Source organism: Pseudomonas sp. N-137 (genome assembly GCF_034555295.1).
Lineage (GTDB): Bacteria > Pseudomonadota > Gammaproteobacteria > Pseudomonadales > Pseudomonadaceae > Aquipseudomonas > Aquipseudomonas rhizophila.
This window is the reverse complement of the sequence record NZ_JAXUDQ010000030.1, coordinates 54,665-74,717: the sequence shown is the minus strand read 5'-3', so window position 1 is coordinate 74,717 and position 20,053 is coordinate 54,665. Positions and strand designations below refer to the sequence as shown.

The window sequence follows — 20,053 nt, the reverse complement described above, 5'->3', positions numbered from 1 at the left end:
AAATGCCGGCCTTTTCACCACCCATGCCGCTGGAACTGCCGTGAGCAAAGAACCCGATCGTCTATTCGCCCAGCCCCTGGCCCAGGTGCCTGACTTCGCCTTTAACGAGGACGTGGTGCGGGTGTTTCCGGACATGATCAAGCGTTCGGTGCCGGGTTACCCGACCATCGTCGAGAACCTGGGCGTGCTCGCCGCGCAATTTGCCCAGCCGGGCAGCGTCCTCTACGACCTGGGCTCGTCCCTGGGCGCGGTGACCCAGGCCCTGCGCCGCCATGTGCGCACCGACGGTTGCCGGGTGATTGCGGTGGATAACTCGGCGGCCATGGTCGAGCGCTGCCGCGAGTACCTTAACGGCCAGGACTCGATGTTCCAGGAGTTGCTGCCGGTTGAAGTGATCGAAGGCGACATCCTCGCCCTGACGTTCCAGCCGGCCTCGGTGGTAGCGCTGAACTTCACCCTGCAATTCATCGCGCCGGATCAGCGTACCGCCTTGTTGAGCCGCATTCGCCAGTCCCTGCTGCCCGGCGGTGCGTTGATCCTCTCGGAGAAGCTGCGCTTTAACGATGAACAAGAGCACGCGCTGCTCAACGACCTGCATGTGGCGTTCAAGCGCGCCAACGGCTACAGCGAGCTGGAAATCGCCCAGAAGCGCAGCGCCATCGAAAACGTCATGAAGCCCGACAGCCTCGAAGAACACCGCGAACGCCTGCTGGCAGCCGGTTTCTCGAAAGTCGTGCCGTGGTTCCAGTGTCTTAATTTTGCCTCGTTGATTGCCCTGCCATGATTGATCTGTCTCCCCTGGCCCGCCATCTGGCCGGCACACCTCTGGCCGATTGGGCCGCGACGCTGCAAACGCAACTGGACAGCAAAATGGAAAAGGGTCATGGCGACCTGGAGCGTTGGCAAAGCGCCCTCGATGCCTTGCCGGTGCTGCAACCGACCCGGATCGACCTGCTGAACGGCCTGACCCTCGACACCGATTGCAGCGACGAAACCCGTGAACAGATGCGAACTGCGCTGATGGGCCTGTCGCCGTGGCGCAAAGGGCCTTTCGACCTGTTTGGCGTGCACGTTGACACCGAATGGCGTTCGGACTGGAAGTGGTCGCGGGTCGCCCCGCACCTGGACCTGGTGGGCAAGCGCATTCTCGATGTGGGCTGCGGCAATGGTTATTACATGTGGCGGATGCTCGGCGCCGGTGCCGACACGGTGATCGGCGTCGACCCCAACTGGCTGTTCTTCTGCCAGTTCCAGGCGGTGCAGCGCTACCTCTCGCAGCCCAACGCCTGGCACCTGCCTTTCCCATTCGAGGCGCTGCCGCCGGAGCTGGAAGGCTTCGACACAGTGTTTTCCATGGGCGTGTTCTACCATCGCCGCTCGCCAATCGAGCATTTGCTGGCGCTCAAGGATTGCCTGGTCAAGGGCGGCGAACTGGTCCTGGAAACCCTGGTGATCGAGGGCGATGAACATCAGGTGCTGGTCCCCGAGGACCGTTACGCACAGATGCGCAACGTGTGGTTCCTGCCCTCGGTACCGGCCCTGGAACGCTGGCTGCGCCGCGCCGGCTTCAGCGATGTGCGCTGTGTGGACGTGAGCTTGACCACTGTGGAAGAACAGCGCAGCACCGAGTGGATGAAGTATCAGTCGCTTAGCGACTTTCTCGATCCCGCCGACCACAGCAAAACCATCGAAGGACTGCCGGCGCCAATGCGGGCGGTGATTGTGGCGCGGAAATAAATCGCCCAGGTACCATAACCCCCCTCTGTGGGAGCGGGCTTGCTCGCGAAGGCGGCAGCACATTCAACATGAATGCAAGCTGACCCACCGCTATCGCGAGCAAGCTCAGCTCCCACAGGGATTGTGGTGAACGCAGGATCTGTGGACACCCGGGACCCCATGTGGGAGCTGAGCTTGCTCGCGATGGCGGCGGACCATTCAACATCTATGTGACTGACACGCCGCTTTCGCGAGCAAGCCCGCTCCCACAGGGTACAGCGTCAGTCTTGGGATTTGGCTCTGCGGGCCTTGAAGAACTCGCTCAACACCGCACTGCACTCGTCAGCCAACACCCCGCCCTCGAACATCACCCGGTGATTCAGAAACCCCTGGCTGAAAAACTGCCCCTGGCTCTGCACAATGCCGGCCTTGGGCTCCAGGGCGCCGTAGACGACCCGGGCGATGCGCGAGTGAACGATGAGGCCGGCGCACATGCTGCACGGCTCCAGCGTCACATAGAGGGTGCTGCCGGGCAGGCGATAGTTGCTCACGGCCTGGGCGGCGGCGCGGATGGCGACCATTTCCGCATGGGCGCTGGGGTCGTGGCCGCTGATCGGGCAGTTGAAGCCGCGGCCGATGATCTCACCGTCCTGCACCAGCACCGCGCCCACCGGCACTTCACCCAAAGCCGCGCCTTGTGCGGCGAGGCTCAGGGCTTCGCGCATGAAATCCTGGTCACGGCTGCGGTCGATGATTTTGGCGGGGCGAATCTGGCGCATCACGCCACCTCGATGGCGGCCATCAGGCCGGTTTCCATGTGGTCGATCACATGGCAGTGGAACATCCACACCCCCGGGTTATCCGCCACCAGCGCGACCTGCGCCCGCTCGTTCTTGCCCAGCAGGTAAGTGTCGGTGAAATATGGGATGACCTTGTGCCGGTTGGACGCAATCACTTTGAAGCTCATGCCGTGCAAATGGATCGGATGCTGGTACTGAGTCATGTTCTTCAATTCGAAAATATAGCTCTGGCCTTTTTTCAACGTGGCGATTGGCCGGTCGGCGCAGGTCTTGTCGGTGATGTCCCAGGCCTTGCCGTTGATCTGCCACAAACTCGGTGGTTTGCCGTTGTCGACATTGACCGACACCGAACCGACCCACTCGAAATTGAAGTTGAGTTTCTCGGCATTGGCCAGGTCCGGCTCGGCCACCGGGTTAGGTGGCAGCGCGGGCGGCCACTGGGCCGGCGCCTCGTTGTTGGGCACGGAGCGCAAAGTGCCCAGCCGCACCGGACCATTGCGCAATGACAACTCCTCCCCGGCCGCCGGCGCCTTGATCGCCAGGCAAATGCGCATGCCTGGACCGAGCCAGTATTCCTTGCCCAACGGGCGCGGCGCGACAGGGTTACCGTCCAGGGCGTAGATCTGCGCCTCGACGCCAGGAATGTTGATGCGGTAGGTCAGGGTATTGTCCAGGTTCAGCAAGCGTACCCGGGTGATCTGCCCGGCCGGCAGATCAATCACCGGCAGCGGCACGCCGTTGATAGTCGACAGACGCCCGGCCGTCCCTCCACGCGCCGCTTCACGGGGAATGCTGAAGGCGACGAACTCGCCTTGCTCATCCACATGCCAGTTCTTGAGGCTGAGGGTTTGTTCGTATTTGAAGCCGGTGGGCTCACGCTCCTCGACAATCAAAGGCCCAACAAGCCCGCGACCGAGCTCTTCGCTGCTGTTGACGTGGGGGTGATACCAATAGCTGCCGGCGTCCGGCACACGAAACTTGTAATCGAAGTATTCACCCGGCAGCACCGGCAATTGCGAGACATACGGCACGCCGTCCATCTCCAGCGGCAGACGGATACCGTGCCAGTGAATGGTGGTCGCAACCGGCAGGTGATTAATGAAGCGCACCCGCAACCATTCGCCCTGACGCACCCGCAATTCAGTACCCGGTGCCGACGGACCAAAAGCCCAGGCCTGGGTCTTGTGCCCGGCCACCAGCTCCACGTCCAGGGGCGCGGCGATCAACTCATAGTCGTGACCGGCCTCGGCATCGGCCATCTTGCCCAACCAATACCGCGACGCGCCCCCCGCCCCTACGCCAACGACAACAAGACCGGCCAGGCCACCGAGTATTTGGCGACGGGTAAAGGACATTAAGCGACCACCTCTTGAATCTGCGACGGACCCTGGGGCCCGCAAAAGGCGAATACGATACACCTGCAATTGAGAAATATTAAGTGAAGGATTGTCGCGTCGCCCGGTCGAGCCATCATCGTCAGATGCGACAAGGGCGCCTAATGGCGCCCCAAGCGGTTCAGACCGTCACCCAACCAAAACTTCCAACTCTCTGACAGCCAAGCCAGGTAACCGCCGCCCCTCTTTCGCAACGTTGACCTGCAAAGCCACCTGCGCCAGATCCAACACGTGCTTGGGAAGTGAATAGCTGCCCTTGGCCTGCAGCCAGGTCAGGATGTCTGCCAAGTGCCAGATAGACGAACTCCCTTCGTGCACAGGCGTCGGGAAGCTGCCAGGATGAGCCAACATCAGCTTGCGCATGTTCTGTCGAGATACGCCTACGATTTCGGCTACGTCGGTCAGCCCGACCCAATCAGGAGCAACCTCGATCAGTTTGGCCGACGGCACCGCGCGGCGGACATCGCCCAGGGCACTAAGCACGGCCTTGATCGCATCCTCAGCCTCCCGAGTGAACTCAAGCGCCAGCCGCCCCGGTTGCCCAATGCCTACCAGAGCGTCGTCGCAGCCAGCCTCACCCAGCCGCTCGACCAGTTCATCCGCGGGACAGTCATCACCAGCGAGCTGATATTTCAAGGTAAAGGTGTATTCCATTTCCTAGTCCTCAGCACCGTCATCAGCTTCGCGCCAATTACGATGCGCAGTGCAATTGTCCACAACGCGCCGCAATGCTCGCGCGTGATTGCCAGGGTTCTTTGGCATGCTCCATATCGACGTAATGCAGAACTCACCGCAGCGGCAGTCCTCATCGTTATAAGGACAATAAGCCCGCCCCCAGGCGTGACTACCGCCAACTACTACACGCCAGCCCTGCGCTTCGGCATGCCTAAGCACTTCTTCGACCTCTTTCTTCGGGTGCGAGGGACGACTCATCCGTGATCTCCAGTATTCGCATGGCCCACTAGGTTGTCAATCGACAACCTTGGCCCGCTCTTCAATAGCTGCGATACCCGTAGGCCATACCGCCCGATGATAAGCGCCTCTCGGCCCCCGCTGAGACGGTAATCGTAGCGAAACGTGACGGGAAAACCGCCTGACAGAAGCTTTCCTCAGGAGACCCGCAGATGAGAAATAGTAAGGCCAGTCAAAATGAAAAAACCCTGGAGAGGTTATCCACAGGGTTTTCCTGTACACATCGATACGGTGGTCATTCGTGCAGCATGCGCAGATAAGAGACTCTTCGCGCATCTGCTGCGTTGAATCAGCAACTTGGGGATCGAAATCGGATCTATAAATGGCAGCGCTTCGAACTGGGATAGGCTGGTCGCCACATCCTGCCATCGCCGCCCTAACTTAACCAAGAACTACACCGCCAATGCCGACTTCAATGCCGATGCTGCCAATTGCCAAGGTGTGTTACGACAGATGATGAGTAGATACTTTTCCTGTCGTGGGACATTGGCCGGCTTCTATAAAGCCTGGATGGTGATGGTCAGCGCGCTTCTCATCGCCTGCCAATCGCCGCGCGAGGCACTGCAACAACTGGCTGAAGAGCACGGCCGACAATGGGAGGTCTTGCCAGGCCACGCCTTCCCCCTCCTCATACTTGCGCCGCACACTGGGGAAAAGATGACTCGCCTGCGTGTCTACCTGGAAGGCGATGGCCATTCCTGGGCGACGGCCACTCAACCCAGCCTGGATCCGAGCCCGCACAATCTGTTAGTGCCACGACTGGCGGTCGATGATCCGACACCGAACGCGTACCTGGCACGCCCCTGCCAGTTCGTCATGGCCGCAGTCTGTCAATCAGCACTCTGGACCAATCGCCGCTTTTCTCAGGAAGTGGTCACCCGTCTCAGCCAGGCGCTGGACCAACTGAAACAGCGATATGGCAATAGGGAGTTCGAACTGGTGGGGTATTCAGGTGGAGGCGCTCTCGCATTATTGTTAGCGGCACAGCGCAATGATGTTACTCAGGTGCAAACCCTTGCTGGCAATCTCAGTCCACGTCTGTGGGCGACGATGAAAGGACTGTCGCCACTCGACGGTTCACTGGATCCGCTGGACTATCGTAGTCGACTCGCCTTATTGCCCCAGCGTCATCTCATCGGAGAAGCAGACCTGATTGTTCCAGGTCGTTTAGCTGATAGGTACCAACAGGCGCTGGGCTCGCCCCTTTCCCAATACGTCCATGTACCAGGAGCCAGCCATGATAGGGGGTGGGAAGCGACATGGAGCCGGTGGGCCAAAATTCCATTGGCACATGAGAATCCTGAGATTAAGGGTGGGCACGTCCGTTTAAAAACATCCGAACACTATTCCCCCTAGTGCCTGACCCGGGCGTGACCACGACGGTGACCTTAAGTTCCGCTTATTGCTGAATAACCCTATAAAGCCTCAAAAAATAACTGTAACGTCGCATTTTTTAGCTTTTTCTTCGTCATTTATTCTTTTTATGGTGATTTGCCCTACAAGCATCGTGTAAATTTCACCGCGCTTGAATCAGCACTTCACTGACAAGCTGGCAGGGAAGCCTAAAACAGACGCTGACGCGCAGGTTGTTCTCTGTCAGTTTCTACCCTGTAAGGATACTGTCTTGAACATCTCCCACCTGCGCCGCTCGTTGTTGGCGCTGTCCATCGCGGCTGCCACTGCCACGGTCCATGCCGCACCCGCACCCGACTTCAACCACGACCTGAGCACAGGGGCATACAGCAGCTCCGGTGACGTTTTCAATAACGCCACCTTCACCGGGACGTCGCAAAACGCTGGTGTAGAGCTGACCGACGTGACCCTGGCGGGCAACCTGGTCAACCAGGGCAACATCAACCTGACGGCCGCGAACCCCAGCGACATCCCGGCCGGCATCGCCATGACCCTCAATTCCACCGTCGCTGGCGATCTGGTAAATCATGGCGACATTACGGTGAGCGGCAATGGCGCCATGGGGCTGGACCTGTATCTGGCGAATATCGCTGGCGAAGTGAACAACAACGGCAACATCACTGTGACTGGCGAAGATGCCAACGGCATGATGATCACCTCGACCCAGGCGAACATCAATAACTCGGGCACTATCACCGCTCGTGGCATCGACTCTGCGGGTATCGAGATCGAGAACGCTCGCTTTACCGGTCAGATGACAGGCGCTCCCTTCAAGAGCGATATCAACAACAGCGGGACTATCTCCGCCGATGGAGTCGGTATCCATTTTCGCAGTCTCGACACCTCCGGCGGTTTCGACATCCTCACCATCAGGCAGACAGGTGGCCTGATCGAAGGCGGCACCGCAGCAATTCTGGCGGACGACAATGCCTCCCCTTCGTATTTCTACTGGCAAGGTGGTCAGGTCAAGGGTGACCTGCTGGGCCTGAGTGGTGTGCTGGTGCAAGGGGACGCGATGTTCGATGGCTCGACCATCCGCGCCGGTTTCGTCGATATCGACGGGGGCCGCCTGACTCTGCTTCGCCCGCAGACTACGATTGTGGGCGACCTCGACATGGACAGCGAGACTGCGCGTTTGCGCCTGCTGCTGGATAACAACACACTGCCCAACACGCCGATCCTGAAAGTCACCGGCAATACCTACTTCTCTCCAGGCAGCCAGATCGAACTGCAGGCTCGCTCCGACGACTTCCGCACGTCGGGCACCCGCTACACCCTCATCAACTCTGGCACTTGGGAAGACCCGCAGAACCTGTCCGTGGTTTCCTCCTCGGCGTTGCTTGAGGTGAGGAACTTCGGCATTGAAGGTCAGGACGTGAAAGCACTGGTTGCCACCCGCAGTGATGAGGCGATCACGCAAGACCTGCTGGGTGCCCGTGGTTCGCGCAACGCGGTGAACGCCATCAATCCGTTCAAGAACACGGTCATGGGCCAGTTGGACGAAAGTGACCCGGTATTCCAGCGTTTCGCCAACGCCGCCACCAGTGAAGATCTGGCCGAACTTGCCGAAACCCTGACCCCGGACGTCAGCCGCGGGGCGATCAACGCCGCCACCAACAGCCAGAACCTGGTCGCAAGTGCCATCAACCGCCGCGCCAGCAAAGCGCGTAGCGGTCTGTCCTCCGGTGACGTCCTGGCAGAACAAGGCGTATGGCTGCAAGCGCTGTCCAGCGATGCCAACCAGGACAGCCGCCACGGTATCGACGGCTACGACGCCAACACCAACGGCATCGCCGTGGGTGCCGACGGCAAGCTCAACGCCGATACCACCATGGGCCTGGCTTACAGCTACCTGACCAGCGACGTTAAATCCGACCTGGGCCACAAAACCGACGTCAGCGGCCATGCACTGACCCTGTACGGCAACTGGACCCATGACAACTTCTTTGTCGACACCTCGCTGATGTATGGCTGGAACGACAACGAGTCCAAACGCTACATCGCCGGTACCCGCGCCAAGGCCGACTACGACAGTGAGATCTTCGGCGTCAACGCACTGGCAGGCTACACTTTCCAGCTCGACAAGCAGTGGCTGCTGGAACCACAGATCGGTGCGCGTTATGCCAACGTGTCGATTGATTCGTACCGTGAAAAAGGTAGCTCAGCCGCCCTCAACGTCGGCAGCCAGCGTTATGAAATCGGCGAAATGGGCCTGGGCGCTCGTCTGGCGGCCGCTTTTGACGTAGGTGTGGGCAGCCTGGAACCGGAAGCCAAGCTGATGGCCTGGCACGATTTCATCGGCGACAAGGCCGGCACCACCTCCACCTTCGTACTCGGTGGTACCCCCTTCACCACCACAGGCGCGACACCGGCGCGCGACAGCTACGAGCTGGGACTGGGCGCGAACTACCGCGTGGGCGCGTGGAGCGTGGGAGGGACGTACAACTACCTGACCAGCAGTGGTTTCGACGCCGACACCTTCACTGCGAACGTGCGTTACGACTTCTGATCAACGTGTTCGTCTGAAACAACAAAACCCGCCAATGCGGGTTTTGTTGTTTGAGGCTGATGGTAAAGCCTGTAAGCGTCTGGCGATGTCACTTGCCTGACTGAATATCACCCAGGTCACAATTCTGTTTCGACCTGGGGCTCTCTAGTTTTTTACTTATAAAACAGAGAGCTGCGGATCAACCTTATTCCCACTCAATCGTCGCCGGCGGCTTGCTCGACACGTCATACGTCACGCGGGAGATGCCTTCGATTTCGTTGATGATCCGCCCGGAAACGGTTTCCAGCAGCTCGTACGGCAGGTGCGCCCAGCGAGCGGTCATGAAGTCGATGGTTTCCACGGCGCGCAGGGCCACGACCCAGGCGTAGCGACGGCCATCGCCGACCACGCCAACCGATTTCACCGGCTGGAACACCACGAACGCCTGGCTGACCTTGTGGTACCAGTCGGCCTTGCGCAGTTCTTCGATGAAGATGTGGTCGGCGCGACGCAGCAGGTCGGCGTATTCCTTCTTCACTTCACCAAGGATCCGCACGCCCAGGCCCGGGCCCGGGAATGGGTGGCGGTAGACCATGTCGTACGGCAGGCCCAGTTCCAGGCCGAGGCGACGCACCTCGTCCTTGAACAACTCGCGCAGCGGCTCGACCAGCTTGAGGTTCATTTCTTCCGGCAGGCCACCGACGTTGTGGTGGGACTTGATCACGTGGGCCTTGCCGCTCTTGGCGCCGGCCGACTCGATCACGTCGGGGTAGATGGTGCCTTGGGCCAGGTACTTGATGTTGTCCAGCTTGCAGGATTCGGCATCGAATACGTCGATGAAGGTGCGACCGATGATCTTGCGCTTCTTCTCCGGGTCGGACTCGCCGGCCAGGTTGTTCAGGAACTGCTCTTCGGCGTTGGCGCGGATCACCTTGACGCCCATGTTCTCGGCGAACATGGCCATCACTTGCTCGCCTTCGTGCAGGCGCAGCAGGCCGTTGTCGACGAAGACGCAGGTCAACTGGTCGCCGATGGCCTTGTGCAGCAACGCGGCAACCACCGAGGAGTCCACGCCGCCGGACAAGCCGAGCAGTACGTTGTCGGTGCCGACCTGGGCGCGAACCTGGGCGATGGCGTCTTCAGCGATTTTCGATGGTGTCCACAGGGCTTCGCACTCGCAGATATCGAGGATGAAGCGCGACAGGATGCGACCGCCTTGCTTGGTATGGGTCACTTCCGGGTGGAACTGCACGCCGTAGTAACGGCGATCATCGTTGAACATGCCGGCAATCGGGCAGCTCGGGGTGCTGGCCAGGATGTGGAAGTCTTCCGGCATCTTGGTGACCTTGTCACCGTGGCTCATCCACACGTCGAGGCCAAACAGGCCGTCGGCGTCGATGTGGTCTTCGATGCCATCCAGCAGGCGGCTCTTGCCGACCACGTCGACGCGGGCATAACCGAACTCACGCAGGTCGGAGCCTTCTACCTTACCGCCCAGCTGTTCAGCCATGGTCTGCATGCCGTAGCAGATACCGAAGACCGGCACGCCCAGGTCGAACACCGCTTGCGGGCAACGCGGGCTGTCGGCTTCGTGCACGGACTCGGGGCCGCCGGCGAGGATGACGCCTTTAGGCGCGAATTCGCGAATCGCTTCGTCATCCATGTCGAACGGATGCAATTCGCAGTACACGCCGATTTCACGCACGCGGCGGGCGATCAGCTGGGTGTACTGGGAACCGAAGTCGAGGATCAGGATGCGGTGAGCGTGAATGTCGAGGGCCATGACTCATTCTCATGTAGTGAATCAGAAACAACTCGGGGCTGAATGAACAGCCCCGGTGATTAACGTTTTGCTGAAGGCCTTAACCTACGCGGTAGTTCGGCGCTTCCTTGGTGATCTGTACGTCGTGGACATGGGACTCGGCCATGCCGGCGCCGGTGATGCGCACGAACTCCGGCTTGGTGCGCATCTCTTCGATGTTGGCGCTGCCGGTGTAACCCATGGAAGAACGCAGGCCGCCCATCAGTTGATGGATGATGGCGCTCAGGGTGCCTTTGTATGGCACGCGACCTTCGATGCCTTCGGGCACCAGCTTCTCGGCACCCGCGGAGGAGTCCTGGAAATAACGGTCGGAGGAGCCCTGGGCCTGGGACATGGCACCCAGCGAGCCCATGCCGCGGTAAGCCTTGTAGCTACGGCCCTGGAACAGCTCGATCTCGCCCGGCGCTTCTTCAGTACCGGCGAACATCGAACCCATCATCACGCAGGAGGCCCCGGCGACGATGGCCTTGGACAGGTCACCGGAGAAGCGGATGCCGCCGTCGGCGATCAACGGTACGCCAGTGCCTTCAAGGGCTGCGGCGACGTTGGCGATAGCGCTGATCTGCGGCACGCCGACACCGGCAACGATGCGGGTGGTGCAGATCGAGCCTGGGCCGATACCGACCTTGACCGCGTCGGCGCCAGCTTCGGCCAGGGCCTTGGCGGCAGCGCCGGTGGCAATGTTGCCGCCGATCACCTGCACTTCAGGGAAGTTCTGCTTGACCCAGCGAACGCGGTCGATCACGCCTTTGGAGTGACCGTGGGCGGTGTCGACCACCACCACGTCGACGCCGGCATTGACCAGGGCCGCGACGCGGTCGCCAGTGTCCTTGCCGGTGCCGACCGCAGCGCCTACGCGCAGACGACCCTGGTCGTCCTTACTGGCCAGCGGATAAGCCTTGGCTTTTTCGATGTCATTGACGGTCATCATGCCCTTGAGGGCGAACTTGTCGTCGACGATCAGCACGCGCTCGATGCGGTGCTTGTGCAGCAACTCGCGAACTTCGTCCTTGCCGATGCCTTCCTTGACCGTGACCAGACGCTCTTTAGGCGTCATCACCTGACGGACGGTGGCGTCCAGGCGGTTCTCGAAACGCACGTCGCGGGAGGTGACGATGCCGACCAGGTCGCCATCGTGCAGCACCGGAACGCCGGAGATGTTGTGCATGCGGGTCAGTTCGAACAGATCACGAACCGTGGCGTCAGCCTCGATGGTGATCGGGTCCTTGACCACGCCAGCCTCGAACCGCTTGACCTTGCGCACTTCGGCGGCCTGCTGTTCGATGGTCATGTTCTTGTGGATGATACCGATACCGCCTTCCTGGGCCATGGCAATGGCCAGACGGGCTTCGGTCACGGTGTCCATGGCGGCGGAAACCAACGGGATATTCAGTTCGATGCCACGGGTAAGACGGGTTTTGAGACTGACTTCGTTAGGCAGTACCTCGGAATAACCGGGCACTAGGAGAATGTCGTCGAAGGTCAGAGCTTCTTGGCTGATACGCAGCATCGCGGGGGCTCCCGAGCGGGAAAATGGAAGCGCGCCATTATATACATGCACCCCCTCTGGCTCAATGTAAAACTCTGTCTATTATTGCCGGGGTGATCGATGGGCTAAATCAATGCCTGACTGCCAACGCATTTCCCTGTGGGAGCGAGCTTGCTCGCGATGGCGGGGTGTCATTCACTTATATGTAGCTGACCCACCGCTTTCGCGAGCAAGCTCGCTCCCACACCGGTTACCGCGTCGCCTCTATAGCTCCACCTTCACCCAACTCACCGGCTGATCCAGCCAGTCGGCGAACTCGTCGATAAAGTCCTGCTTGAACCCCGCCTCCAGCCAGTTGTTGAAGATAAACCCCAAATTGGAAAAGCCACACGGTTGCAGGAACAGAAACCCGTTGATGTCATCTTCATGCCCACACTCTGGGCAGGTGAAGTTGTCGGTGCGGGCCGGCATCCAGTCTTCCAGGCTTTCGAACAGCGCCTCGCCGATTTCCTTGCGGCATTCGGCGCAGCCCGCTTCCTCGAGAAAGCCTTTGGCCGGGGTATAGATGCAGCGCTTGGTGATGATTTCCAGGCCATTGACCGGTTCGCCAAACGGCAAGGCCTCAGGGTGCATGACCACCTCGCGGGCGCCGGGGGCGATGGCGTGGGCCATGCGATTGCCGGTACGCCCGCAGGTGGTCAGTTGTTCTTCGACGATATTCTTGCGCACCAGCCAGCGCACAACCGCCCGGGCCCGAGGCTCGTGGACCGGCAAGGAGGAAATTTTCGGGACGATGATGCTTTGCGAATTCATGGGACATCCTGCGGCGAATCTACGGGTGGCGACGAGCAAGCCCGCGCCCACCTTGAACCTATGGGCAATGGTGCATTGTACCGCGCCAATTCCCGGAAGGTTTTTCGGTGAACATGGAGATTGAGCAGCGAATGCCCTTATCATGCTGCCCATGATTAAAGATCCCTTTGCCCGACTGGGCCTGGACCGCGAGGTCCTGACTGTCAGCCAGCTCAACGGCCGTGCGCGGGTGCTGCTTGAAGACGTGTTCAGCAACATCTGGGTCGAGGGCGAAATTTCCAACCTTGCCCGCCCTGCCTCCGGCCATGTGTATTTCACCCTCAAGGACAGCGGCGCCCAGGTGCGTTGCGCACTCTTCCGGCAAAATGCCGCGCGGGTGCGTCAAGCCCTCAAAGACGGACTGGCGGTGAAAGTACGCGGCAAGGTCTCACTGTTCGAGGGGCGCGGCGACTATCAGCTGATTCTCGACACCGTGGAACCGGCCGGCGATGGCGCCCTGCGCCTGGCCTTCGATGCGCTCAAGGAAAAGCTCAGCGCCGAAGGCCTGTTCAGCGCCGAGCGCAAGGTGCCGCTGCCGGCCCATCCGCAACGCATCGGCATCATCAGTTCGCCCACCGGCGCGGTGATCCGCGACATCATCAGCGTGTTCCGCCGCCGTGCGCCGCAGATTTCCCTGACGCTGATCCCCACCGCCGTACAGGGCCGCGAAGCCACCGCGCAAATCGTCCGTGCGCTGAAACTGGCGGATGCCCGGGGGTTCGATGCGCTGATCCTGGCCCGAGGCGGCGGCTCGCTGGAAGACTTGTGGTGCTTCAACGAAGAAGCCGTGGCCAGGGCGGTGGACGCCTGCGTCACGCCGATCGTCAGCGCCGTCGGCCATGAGACCGACGTATCCATCAGCGATTTCGTCGCTGACGTGCGCGCCCCGACCCCGTCCGCCGCTGCCGAACTGCTGGCCCCCGATGCTGGCGACCTGGTGCGCCGGGTCGAAAGCCTGCACCGGCGGCTGGTGATGCGCATACGCGACCGCCTGATGCGCGATCAACTGCGCCTCGAAGGGCTGACCCGACGCCTGCGCCACCCCGGTGAGCGCCTGCGCCAGCAAGCCCAGCGCCTCGACGACCTGGACATGCGCATGCGCCGGGCCTTCGAGCGCAGCCTCAATACCCGCCGCGAACGCCTGATCCGCCTGGAAACCCGCCTGGCCGGGCAACATCCGGGGCGGCACCTGGCACTGCTGCACCAACGCCTGGACAGCCTCGCCGCGCGCTTGCCCCGGGCCATGCGCGAGGGCCTGAAGGCGCGACGCCTGCAACTGCAAAACCAGATGCAGACGCTGCACATTGTCAGCCCCCTGGCGACCCTCGGCCGCGGCTACAGTATTTTGCTGGACGAACGCGGCCAGGCGATCCGCAACGCCGCGCAGACCCAAACCGGCCAGCGCCTGACCGCGCGGCTCGGTGAAGGCGAACTGCTGGTGCGGGTCGAAGACAATCACCTGACGCCGGTCACCCTTTCTCTATTGGATTGATTCATGCCGCGATATCTCGCCCCATTGCTCTTGCTGTGCCTGACCTTCAACGCCAACGCCGACAGTTACATCACCCGCCTGCTGAACAAACCGGTGCCCGGCGGCGTGGCCGTGGTGGACCTGGGCAGCGCGGCCCAGGCGCCAAAAGCCAGTTACCAGGGCAAACCGGTGCTGGTGGTCAAGGAAAAGGATAACTGGCTGGCGATTGTCGGCATCCCGCTGACGGTCAAGCCCGGCACCCAGCAGATCAGCAGTGGCGGCAGCACCCAGCCGTTCGTGGTCGGCTATAAAAAGTACCCCGAGCAACACATCACCCTGAAGAACAAGCGCCAGGTCAATCCGAACCCGGCGGACCTCAAACGCATCAACGCCGAACTGGCCGTGCAACTGAAGGCCTATCGCAGCTTCAGCCCGAACATCCCCAGCAACCTGCTGCTGGACAAGCCGGTCAATGGTCCGATGTCGAGCAAGTTCGGCGTGCGGCGCTTCTTCAACGGCGAAGAACGCAACCCCCACGCAGGCCTGGACTTCGCCGTGCCCGCCGGCACACCCATCAAGACTCCGGCCGCTGGCAAGGTGATCCTCACCGGCAATTACTTCTTCAATGGCAACACCGTGTTTGTCGATCACGGCCAGGGTTTCATCAGCATGTTCTGCCACATGTCGAAGATCGACGTGAAGGTCGGCCAGCAGCTCAAGCGCGGCACGGTCGTCGGCAAAGTCGGCTCCACGGGCCGGGCAACTGGCCCGCACATGCACTGGAATATCAGCCTGAACGATGCGCGGGTGGATCCGGCGATTTTTATCGGGGCATTCCAGCCCTGAGTTTTTTGCGGTGAAGCTGCCGTCATCGCGAGCAGGCTCGCTCCCACACTTGGATCTCTTGTGAACACACCATTTGTGACCAACAGAAAATCCCTGTGGGAGCGAGCCTGCTCGCGATGACGGCAGCCGCATCACCACCATCCAGCGAATTGCCAAGCTCAAAACATCCACGCAATTTCAAAGATCATCACCTCGAACCTGCGCGATTAAATCGCGCAAACCCGCCTAAAAACAGAACTTATCTCAATTTTTCCCGACTGCTTGCGATCCGCCCTCCGCGCGGTTAGGGTTGAAGGCATGAAAACCTCTCACACCCTCATTCAGCTTCGCCAGCACCGTAGCCTGTGCCTCGTCAGCGCACGACTGCCGGGCTGAATCGCGGCACCTCGTTCCGGCTGTAAAGCCACCCCGTTCGAACCACCGGCAGGCCGCCTTTTCCCGGCCACGACAATAAAAGGATTCTGCGATGAGCATGCTCAAAGACCCGTCTTCCAAGTACCGCGCCTTCCCGACCATCAACCTGCCGGATCGCACTTGGCCGTCGAAGACCATCACCGCCGCGCCGATCTGGTGCAGCTCCGACCTGCGTGACGGCAATCAGTCGCTGATCGAGCCGATGGACGCCGCCAAGAAGCTGCGTTTCTGGAAAACCCTGGTCGCCGTGGGCGTGAAGGAAATCGAAGCGTCGTTCCCGGCGGCTTCGCAGACCGACTTCGACTTCGTGCGTACCCTCATCGAAGAAGGCCACATCCCGGACGACACCACCATCCAGGTGCTGACCCAGGCCCGTGAAGACCTGATCGCCCGCACGTTCGAATCCCTGCGCGGCGCGAAAAAAGCCATCGTCCACCTGTACAACGCCACCAGCCCTTCGTTCCGCCGCATCGTGTTCAACCAGGACAAGGAAGGCGTGAAGGAAATCGCGGTGAATGCGGCCAAGCTGTTCGTCAAATACGCCGCGCAGCAGCCAGAAACCCAGTGGCAGTTCGAATACTCGCCAGAAACCTTCAGCGCCACCGAGCTGGAGTTCGCCAAGGAAGTCTGCGATGCAGTGATCGAGGTCTGGAACCCGACGCCTGAGCGCAAGGTCATCCTCAACCTGCCGGCCACCGTGGAAGTCGCGACTCCGAACGTCTACGCCGACCAGATCGAGTGGTTCGGTCGCAACATCACCCGTCGCGACAGCGTGCTCATCAGCCTGCACACCCATAACGACCGTGGCACCGGCGTAGCCGCCACCGAACTGGGCCTGATGGCCGGCGCCGACCGTGTCGAAGGCTGCCTGTTCGGCAACGGCGAACGCACCGGTAACGTCGACCTGGTGACCGTCGCGCTGAACCTCTACACCCAGGGCATCAACCCTGAGCTGGATTTCTCCGACATCGACGGCGTGCGCAAAGTGGTCGAAGAGTGCAACCAGATCCCGGTGCACCCGCGTCATCCGTACGTGGGCGACCTGGTTCACACCGCGTTCTCCGGCTCGCACCAGGATGCCATTCGCAAAGGTTTTGCCCAGCAGAAACCGGACACCCTGTGGGAAGTGCCGTACCTGCCGATCGACCCGGCCGACATTGGCCGCAGCTACGAGGCGGTGATCCGGGTCAACAGCCAGTCGGGCAAGGGCGGTATCGCCTACCTGCTGGAGCAGGAATACGGCATCAGCCTGCCGCGTCGCATGCAGATCGAGTTCAGCCAGGTGGTTCAGCGCGAAACCGATCGCCTGGGCCTGGAAATGACCGCCCAGCAGATCCATGCCCTGCTCCACAGCGAATACCTGCAAGCCAACACCCCGTACGCGCTGGTCAGCCATCGTCTGCAGGAAGAAAACGGCAACAGCGCCGTGGAAGTCGAAGTGGCCAGCAAGGGCCAGGGCGAGACCAACCTGCACTGGCGCGGCAAGGGCAACGGCGCGCTGGAAGCGCTGGTGGCCGGGCTGCCGATTCCGGTGGAGATCATGGACTACAACGAACACGCCATCGGCGCCGGCACCAACGCCAAGGCTGCGGCGTACATCGAGCTGCGGGTCAACGGTGAGCGTGCGGTGCACGGCGTGGGTATCGATGAAAACATCACCACCGCCAGCTTCAAGGCCCTGTTCAGCGCGCTGAACCGCTCCCTGAGCCAGCCGGAAGCCAAAGCGGCCTGATGGTTTAGCTGAAATGCAAAAAGGCCCTGGGGTGTGAACCCTGGGGCCTTTTTGTTTGGCTGATGACTTGGGTGACTGTTCCGGCCTCATCGCGAGCAGGCTCGCTCCCACAGGGAATCTGAGGTGGGCACAGGATTTTGAACCCGCTGAAGATCAGTGTGGGAGCGAGCTTGCTCGCGATGGCGGCCTGTCAGACAACCCAAATATCAGGCATGGGTATCGATCGAAATTGTCATCGCCTGCAGCAAAGCGGCCTGCAAGGTCTGTAATGTGGCCTGGGTCGCCATGATCTGAGTCTGGATCGCCATGGCTTCCTGGGCTTTCTGCTCCTGGTTGGCCTGGCTTTTCTGCACGCGAGCCAACTGGGCTTGCTGCTCGGCCAGCAGTTTTTCAGTTTGCTCTATCTGTTTTTTCAGCTGCTCGATGACATCGCCGCTGCCGCTGGCTGGAGCACCGCCGATGTTCGCGCCACTGGTGTCAACTTTCAACTGGCGGTCTTTGTCTTCGCTGGCGTCAGTCGATACCGCAGGGCTGACTGCTGCTTCGTCTTCCGCACCCTTGATGGAAACCTTGGGTGCAGAGAGAGGGTATGGATTTACCGTGATTGCGCTGATGCTGGTCATAAGGGACTTCTCCTTGGCTGCCCCGGTTATCGGCAAACACCAGCGCTTCTGAAGGGCTGAAACGTTTCAATCAGATGAATTCAAAACGATCGGCATCCAGGTTCGCCGGAAAGCGAGTGCGATATGCCGCCAGCTCCGCTGCACTCAGGCACACAGTGAATACCCCGTCGGCCTCACCGGCGCTGAGCAGGGTTTCGCCCTGAAAGTCCAGCACCTGACTGTCACCGGTATAGGCAAAGCCCTTGCCGTCGTGACCGATGCGGTTTACCGCGGCCACGTAGCACAGGTTCTCGATTGCTCGGGCCGGCAGCAAGCGGTTCCAGTGCTGGCGCCGCGCGCCGGGCCAGTTGGCGGTGTACAGCAACAGGTCGGTGTCCTCGGCGTCGCGGCTCCACACCGGGAAACGCAGGTCATAGCAAATCAGCGGGCGGATCCGCCAGCCGTTGAGTTCGAACAGCACCTGGCGCTCGCCCGGCGTGTAGTGATTATGCTCACCGGCCATGCGGAACAGATGACGCTTGTCGTAATGCAGCACTTCGCCGTCCGGTCGTGCCCAGAGCAGACGATTGCGATGGCTGCCGTCGGCGGCCTGGATAATCACACTGCCGGTGATCACCGCTCCGAGCTTCGCAGCCTGAGCCTGGAGCCACTTGTGCGAAGGACCGTTTTCCGGCTCAGCCAGGGTCTCGGACTCCATGGAAAAACCCGTGGTGAACATTTCCGGCAGGATAATCAGGTCCGCCCCGCGCGCCTGCGCAAGCAAGCCCTCGAAATGTTCCAGATTGGCCTGGCGATCGTGCCAGGCCAGGGTGGTCTGGATCAGCGCAACATTGAGATTGGGCAAGGTACTCAGATCACGCATAGTTTTTCCGCCGCTTCGCGCAGCGTCTCCTCGCGTTTGGCAAAGCACAGGCGCACCAAGCGCTGGCCTTCGGGTGGGTTCTGGTAGAACACCGAGACAGGGATCGTCGCCACGCCGTGCTCACGGGTCATCCAGACTGCCATGTCGACGTCATTGAGGTCCGGGCGGATCTGCGAGTAATCCACCAGTTGGAAATAGGTGCCGGGTACTCGCTTGAAACTGAAGCGCGAGGGGGCCAGCAAATCGCAGAACAGGTCACGCTTGGCCTGGTAGAAGTCCGGCAGTTCTTCGACGTGCTCCGGGTGATCGGCCATGTAGTCGGCCAGGGCGTACTGCAACGGCGTCACGCCGCAGAAGCTGACGTACTGATGCACCTTGCGCAGTTCCGCCGTCAGGGCCGGTGGCGCCACCACATAGCCGGTTTTCCAGCCGGTGACGTGGTAGGTCTTGCCAAACGAACTGACCACAAAGGCCCGCCGGTACAGTTCTTCATGGGCCAGGACACTGGCGTGGGCGACGCCGTCGAACACCAGGTGTTCGTAGACTTCGTCACTGATCAGGTAAATATCGCGGTCACGAATCAGCGCCGCCAACTGGTCGAGTTCGGCGCGGCTGATCAGAGCGCCACTGGGATTGTGCGGTGTATTGAGAATGATCATGCGCGTACGCGGGCTCAGGGCTTCACCGAGCTTCTGGAAATCGATGGCGAAATCATCCAGGCCCAATTGCACATGCACGCAACGGCCACCGGCCAACTCGACGGCGGGCTCATAGCTGTCGTAGCAAGGGTCGAACACGATCACTTCGTCGCCGCTGTGAACCACTGCCGCAATGGCGCAGAAAATCGCCTGGGTCGCACCGGGGGTCACGGTCACTTCCTGGTCGGCATCGACGGTGACGCCATAGCTGCGGGCGATCTTCGCCGCGATCTGCTGGCGCAGCGCCGGCAAACCGGTCATGGGCGAGTATTGGTTATGCCCTTGGGCGACATGCCGGCCGACTGCATCGCGCAGGGCCTGCGGACCATCGAAATCGGGAAACCCCTGGGACAGATTGAGCGCGCCGGTCTGCGCGGCGAGCTGGGACATCTGGGTGAAGATAGTGATGCCGACATTCGGCAACTTGCTGGTGATCATTGGGGGTTCCCTGCGTCTACACC

Annotated in this window: 17 protein-coding genes; 7 read left to right on the top strand and 10 right to left on the bottom strand. The window is 60.9% G+C overall.

What is annotated here, in order from left to right:
• The first annotated feature begins 40 nt into the window (after positions 1–40).
• Together cmoA and cmoB are read left to right on the top strand one after the other, a co-directional pair.
• Entirely contained in the window at positions 41–784 is a 744-nt protein-coding gene (gene cmoA, locus T3A99_RS21360) for a carboxy-S-adenosyl-L-methionine synthase CmoA (RefSeq protein WP_139051087.1), read from the top strand.
• Complete coding sequence (cmoB, locus tag T3A99_RS21355) at positions 781–1,737, top strand: tRNA 5-methoxyuridine(34)/uridine 5-oxyacetic acid(34) synthase CmoB (RefSeq protein ID WP_047227493.1); 957 nt, start codon at positions 781–783, stop codon at positions 1,735–1,737. Before cmoA ends, cmoB begins: the two co-directional genes overlap by 4 nt.
• A gap of 260 nt (positions 1,738–1,997) precedes the next feature.
• Here cmoB and tadA read toward each other — a convergent pair whose 3' ends face one another.
• The 4 genes from tadA to T3A99_RS21335 form a co-directional block, all read right to left on the bottom strand.
• Positions 1,998–2,495: a tRNA adenosine(34) deaminase TadA gene (tadA, locus tag T3A99_RS21350; RefSeq protein ID WP_047227492.1), complete on the bottom strand. Its 498-nt coding sequence runs from the start codon at positions 2,493–2,495 to the stop codon at positions 1,998–2,000.
• Positions 2,495–3,871 (bottom strand): multicopper oxidase family protein, encoded by a 1,377-nt coding sequence (locus T3A99_RS21345; protein WP_076386220.1) that lies wholly within the window; start codon positions 3,869–3,871, stop codon positions 2,495–2,497. Before T3A99_RS21345 ends, tadA begins: the two co-directional genes overlap by 1 nt.
• A 168-nt stretch (positions 3,872–4,039) precedes the next feature.
• Entirely contained in the window at positions 4,040–4,564 is a 525-nt protein-coding gene (locus tag T3A99_RS21340; RefSeq protein WP_047227490.1) for a helix-turn-helix transcriptional regulator, read from the bottom strand.
• Between the two features lie 3 nt (positions 4,565–4,567).
• Positions 4,568–4,843: a hypothetical protein gene (locus T3A99_RS21335; RefSeq protein WP_322834790.1), complete on the bottom strand. Its 276-nt coding sequence runs from the start codon at positions 4,841–4,843 to the stop codon at positions 4,568–4,570.
• A 495-nt stretch (positions 4,844–5,338) separates the two neighbouring features.
• Between T3A99_RS21335 and T3A99_RS21330 the strand changes: the two genes are divergently transcribed.
• Positions 5,339–6,238, top strand: coding sequence for an alpha/beta hydrolase (locus tag T3A99_RS21330; protein WP_322834933.1), 900 nt, complete (start codon positions 5,339–5,341; stop codon positions 6,236–6,238).
• 268 nt (positions 6,239–6,506) lie between these two features.
• Positions 6,507–8,804: an autotransporter outer membrane beta-barrel domain-containing protein gene (locus T3A99_RS21325; RefSeq protein WP_173407358.1), complete on the top strand. Its 2,298-nt coding sequence runs from the start codon at positions 6,507–6,509 to the stop codon at positions 8,802–8,804.
• A 184-nt stretch (positions 8,805–8,988) separates the two neighbouring features.
• On the opposite strand, the gene guaA is transcribed toward T3A99_RS21325, so the two are convergent.
• The 3 genes from guaA to T3A99_RS21310 form a co-directional block, all read right to left on the bottom strand.
• The gene (gene guaA, locus T3A99_RS21320) at positions 8,989–10,566 is read right to left on the bottom strand and encodes a glutamine-hydrolyzing GMP synthase (RefSeq protein ID WP_047227488.1); all 1,578 of its coding nucleotides are present in this window, start codon (positions 10,564–10,566) and stop codon (positions 8,989–8,991) included.
• A gap of 79 nt (positions 10,567–10,645) precedes the next feature.
• Positions 10,646–12,115, bottom strand: coding sequence for an IMP dehydrogenase (guaB, locus tag T3A99_RS21315; protein WP_047227487.1), 1,470 nt, complete (start codon positions 12,113–12,115; stop codon positions 10,646–10,648).
• 243 nt (positions 12,116–12,358) lie between these two features.
• Complete coding sequence (locus tag T3A99_RS21310) at positions 12,359–12,907, bottom strand: hypothetical protein (RefSeq protein WP_047227486.1); 549 nt, start codon at positions 12,905–12,907, stop codon at positions 12,359–12,361.
• Positions 12,908–13,058: 151 nt separating this feature from the next.
• On the opposite strand from T3A99_RS21310, the gene xseA reads away from it, so the two are divergent.
• The 3 genes from xseA (at position 13,059) to leuA (ending at position 17,409) form a co-directional block, all read left to right on the top strand.
• Positions 13,059–14,438 carry an exodeoxyribonuclease VII large subunit gene (xseA, locus tag T3A99_RS21305; RefSeq protein WP_322834932.1) on the top strand — a complete coding sequence of 460 codons (1,380 nt, stop codon included), beginning with the start codon at positions 13,059–13,061 and terminating at the stop codon, positions 14,436–14,438.
• Positions 14,439–14,441: 3 nt separating this feature from the next.
• Positions 14,442–15,263 carry a peptidoglycan DD-metalloendopeptidase family protein gene (locus T3A99_RS21300; protein ID WP_047227485.1) on the top strand — a complete coding sequence of 274 codons (822 nt, stop codon included), beginning with the start codon at positions 14,442–14,444 and terminating at the stop codon, positions 15,261–15,263.
• Positions 15,264–15,729: 466 nt separating this feature from the next.
• The gene (gene leuA, locus T3A99_RS21295) at positions 15,730–17,409 is read left to right on the top strand and encodes a 2-isopropylmalate synthase (protein WP_047227484.1); all 1,680 of its coding nucleotides are present in this window, start codon (positions 15,730–15,732) and stop codon (positions 17,407–17,409) included.
• Positions 17,410–17,615: 206 nt separating this feature from the next.
• On the opposite strand, the gene T3A99_RS21290 is transcribed toward leuA, so the two are convergent.
• The 3 genes from T3A99_RS21290 to T3A99_RS21280 form a co-directional block, all read right to left on the bottom strand.
• Positions 17,616–18,032 carry a hypothetical protein gene (locus tag T3A99_RS21290; protein ID WP_047227483.1) on the bottom strand — a complete coding sequence of 139 codons (417 nt, stop codon included), beginning with the start codon at positions 18,030–18,032 and terminating at the stop codon, positions 17,616–17,618.
• A 70-nt stretch (positions 18,033–18,102) separates the two neighbouring features.
• Positions 18,103–18,894, bottom strand: coding sequence for an amidohydrolase (locus T3A99_RS21285; protein WP_281459517.1), 792 nt, complete (start codon positions 18,892–18,894; stop codon positions 18,103–18,105).
• The gene (locus T3A99_RS21280; protein ID WP_107321540.1) at positions 18,882–20,030 is read right to left on the bottom strand and encodes a pyridoxal phosphate-dependent aminotransferase; all 1,149 of its coding nucleotides are present in this window, start codon (positions 20,028–20,030) and stop codon (positions 18,882–18,884) included. Before T3A99_RS21280 ends, T3A99_RS21285 begins: the two co-directional genes overlap by 13 nt.
• Between the last annotated feature and the right edge of the window lie 23 nt (positions 20,031–20,053).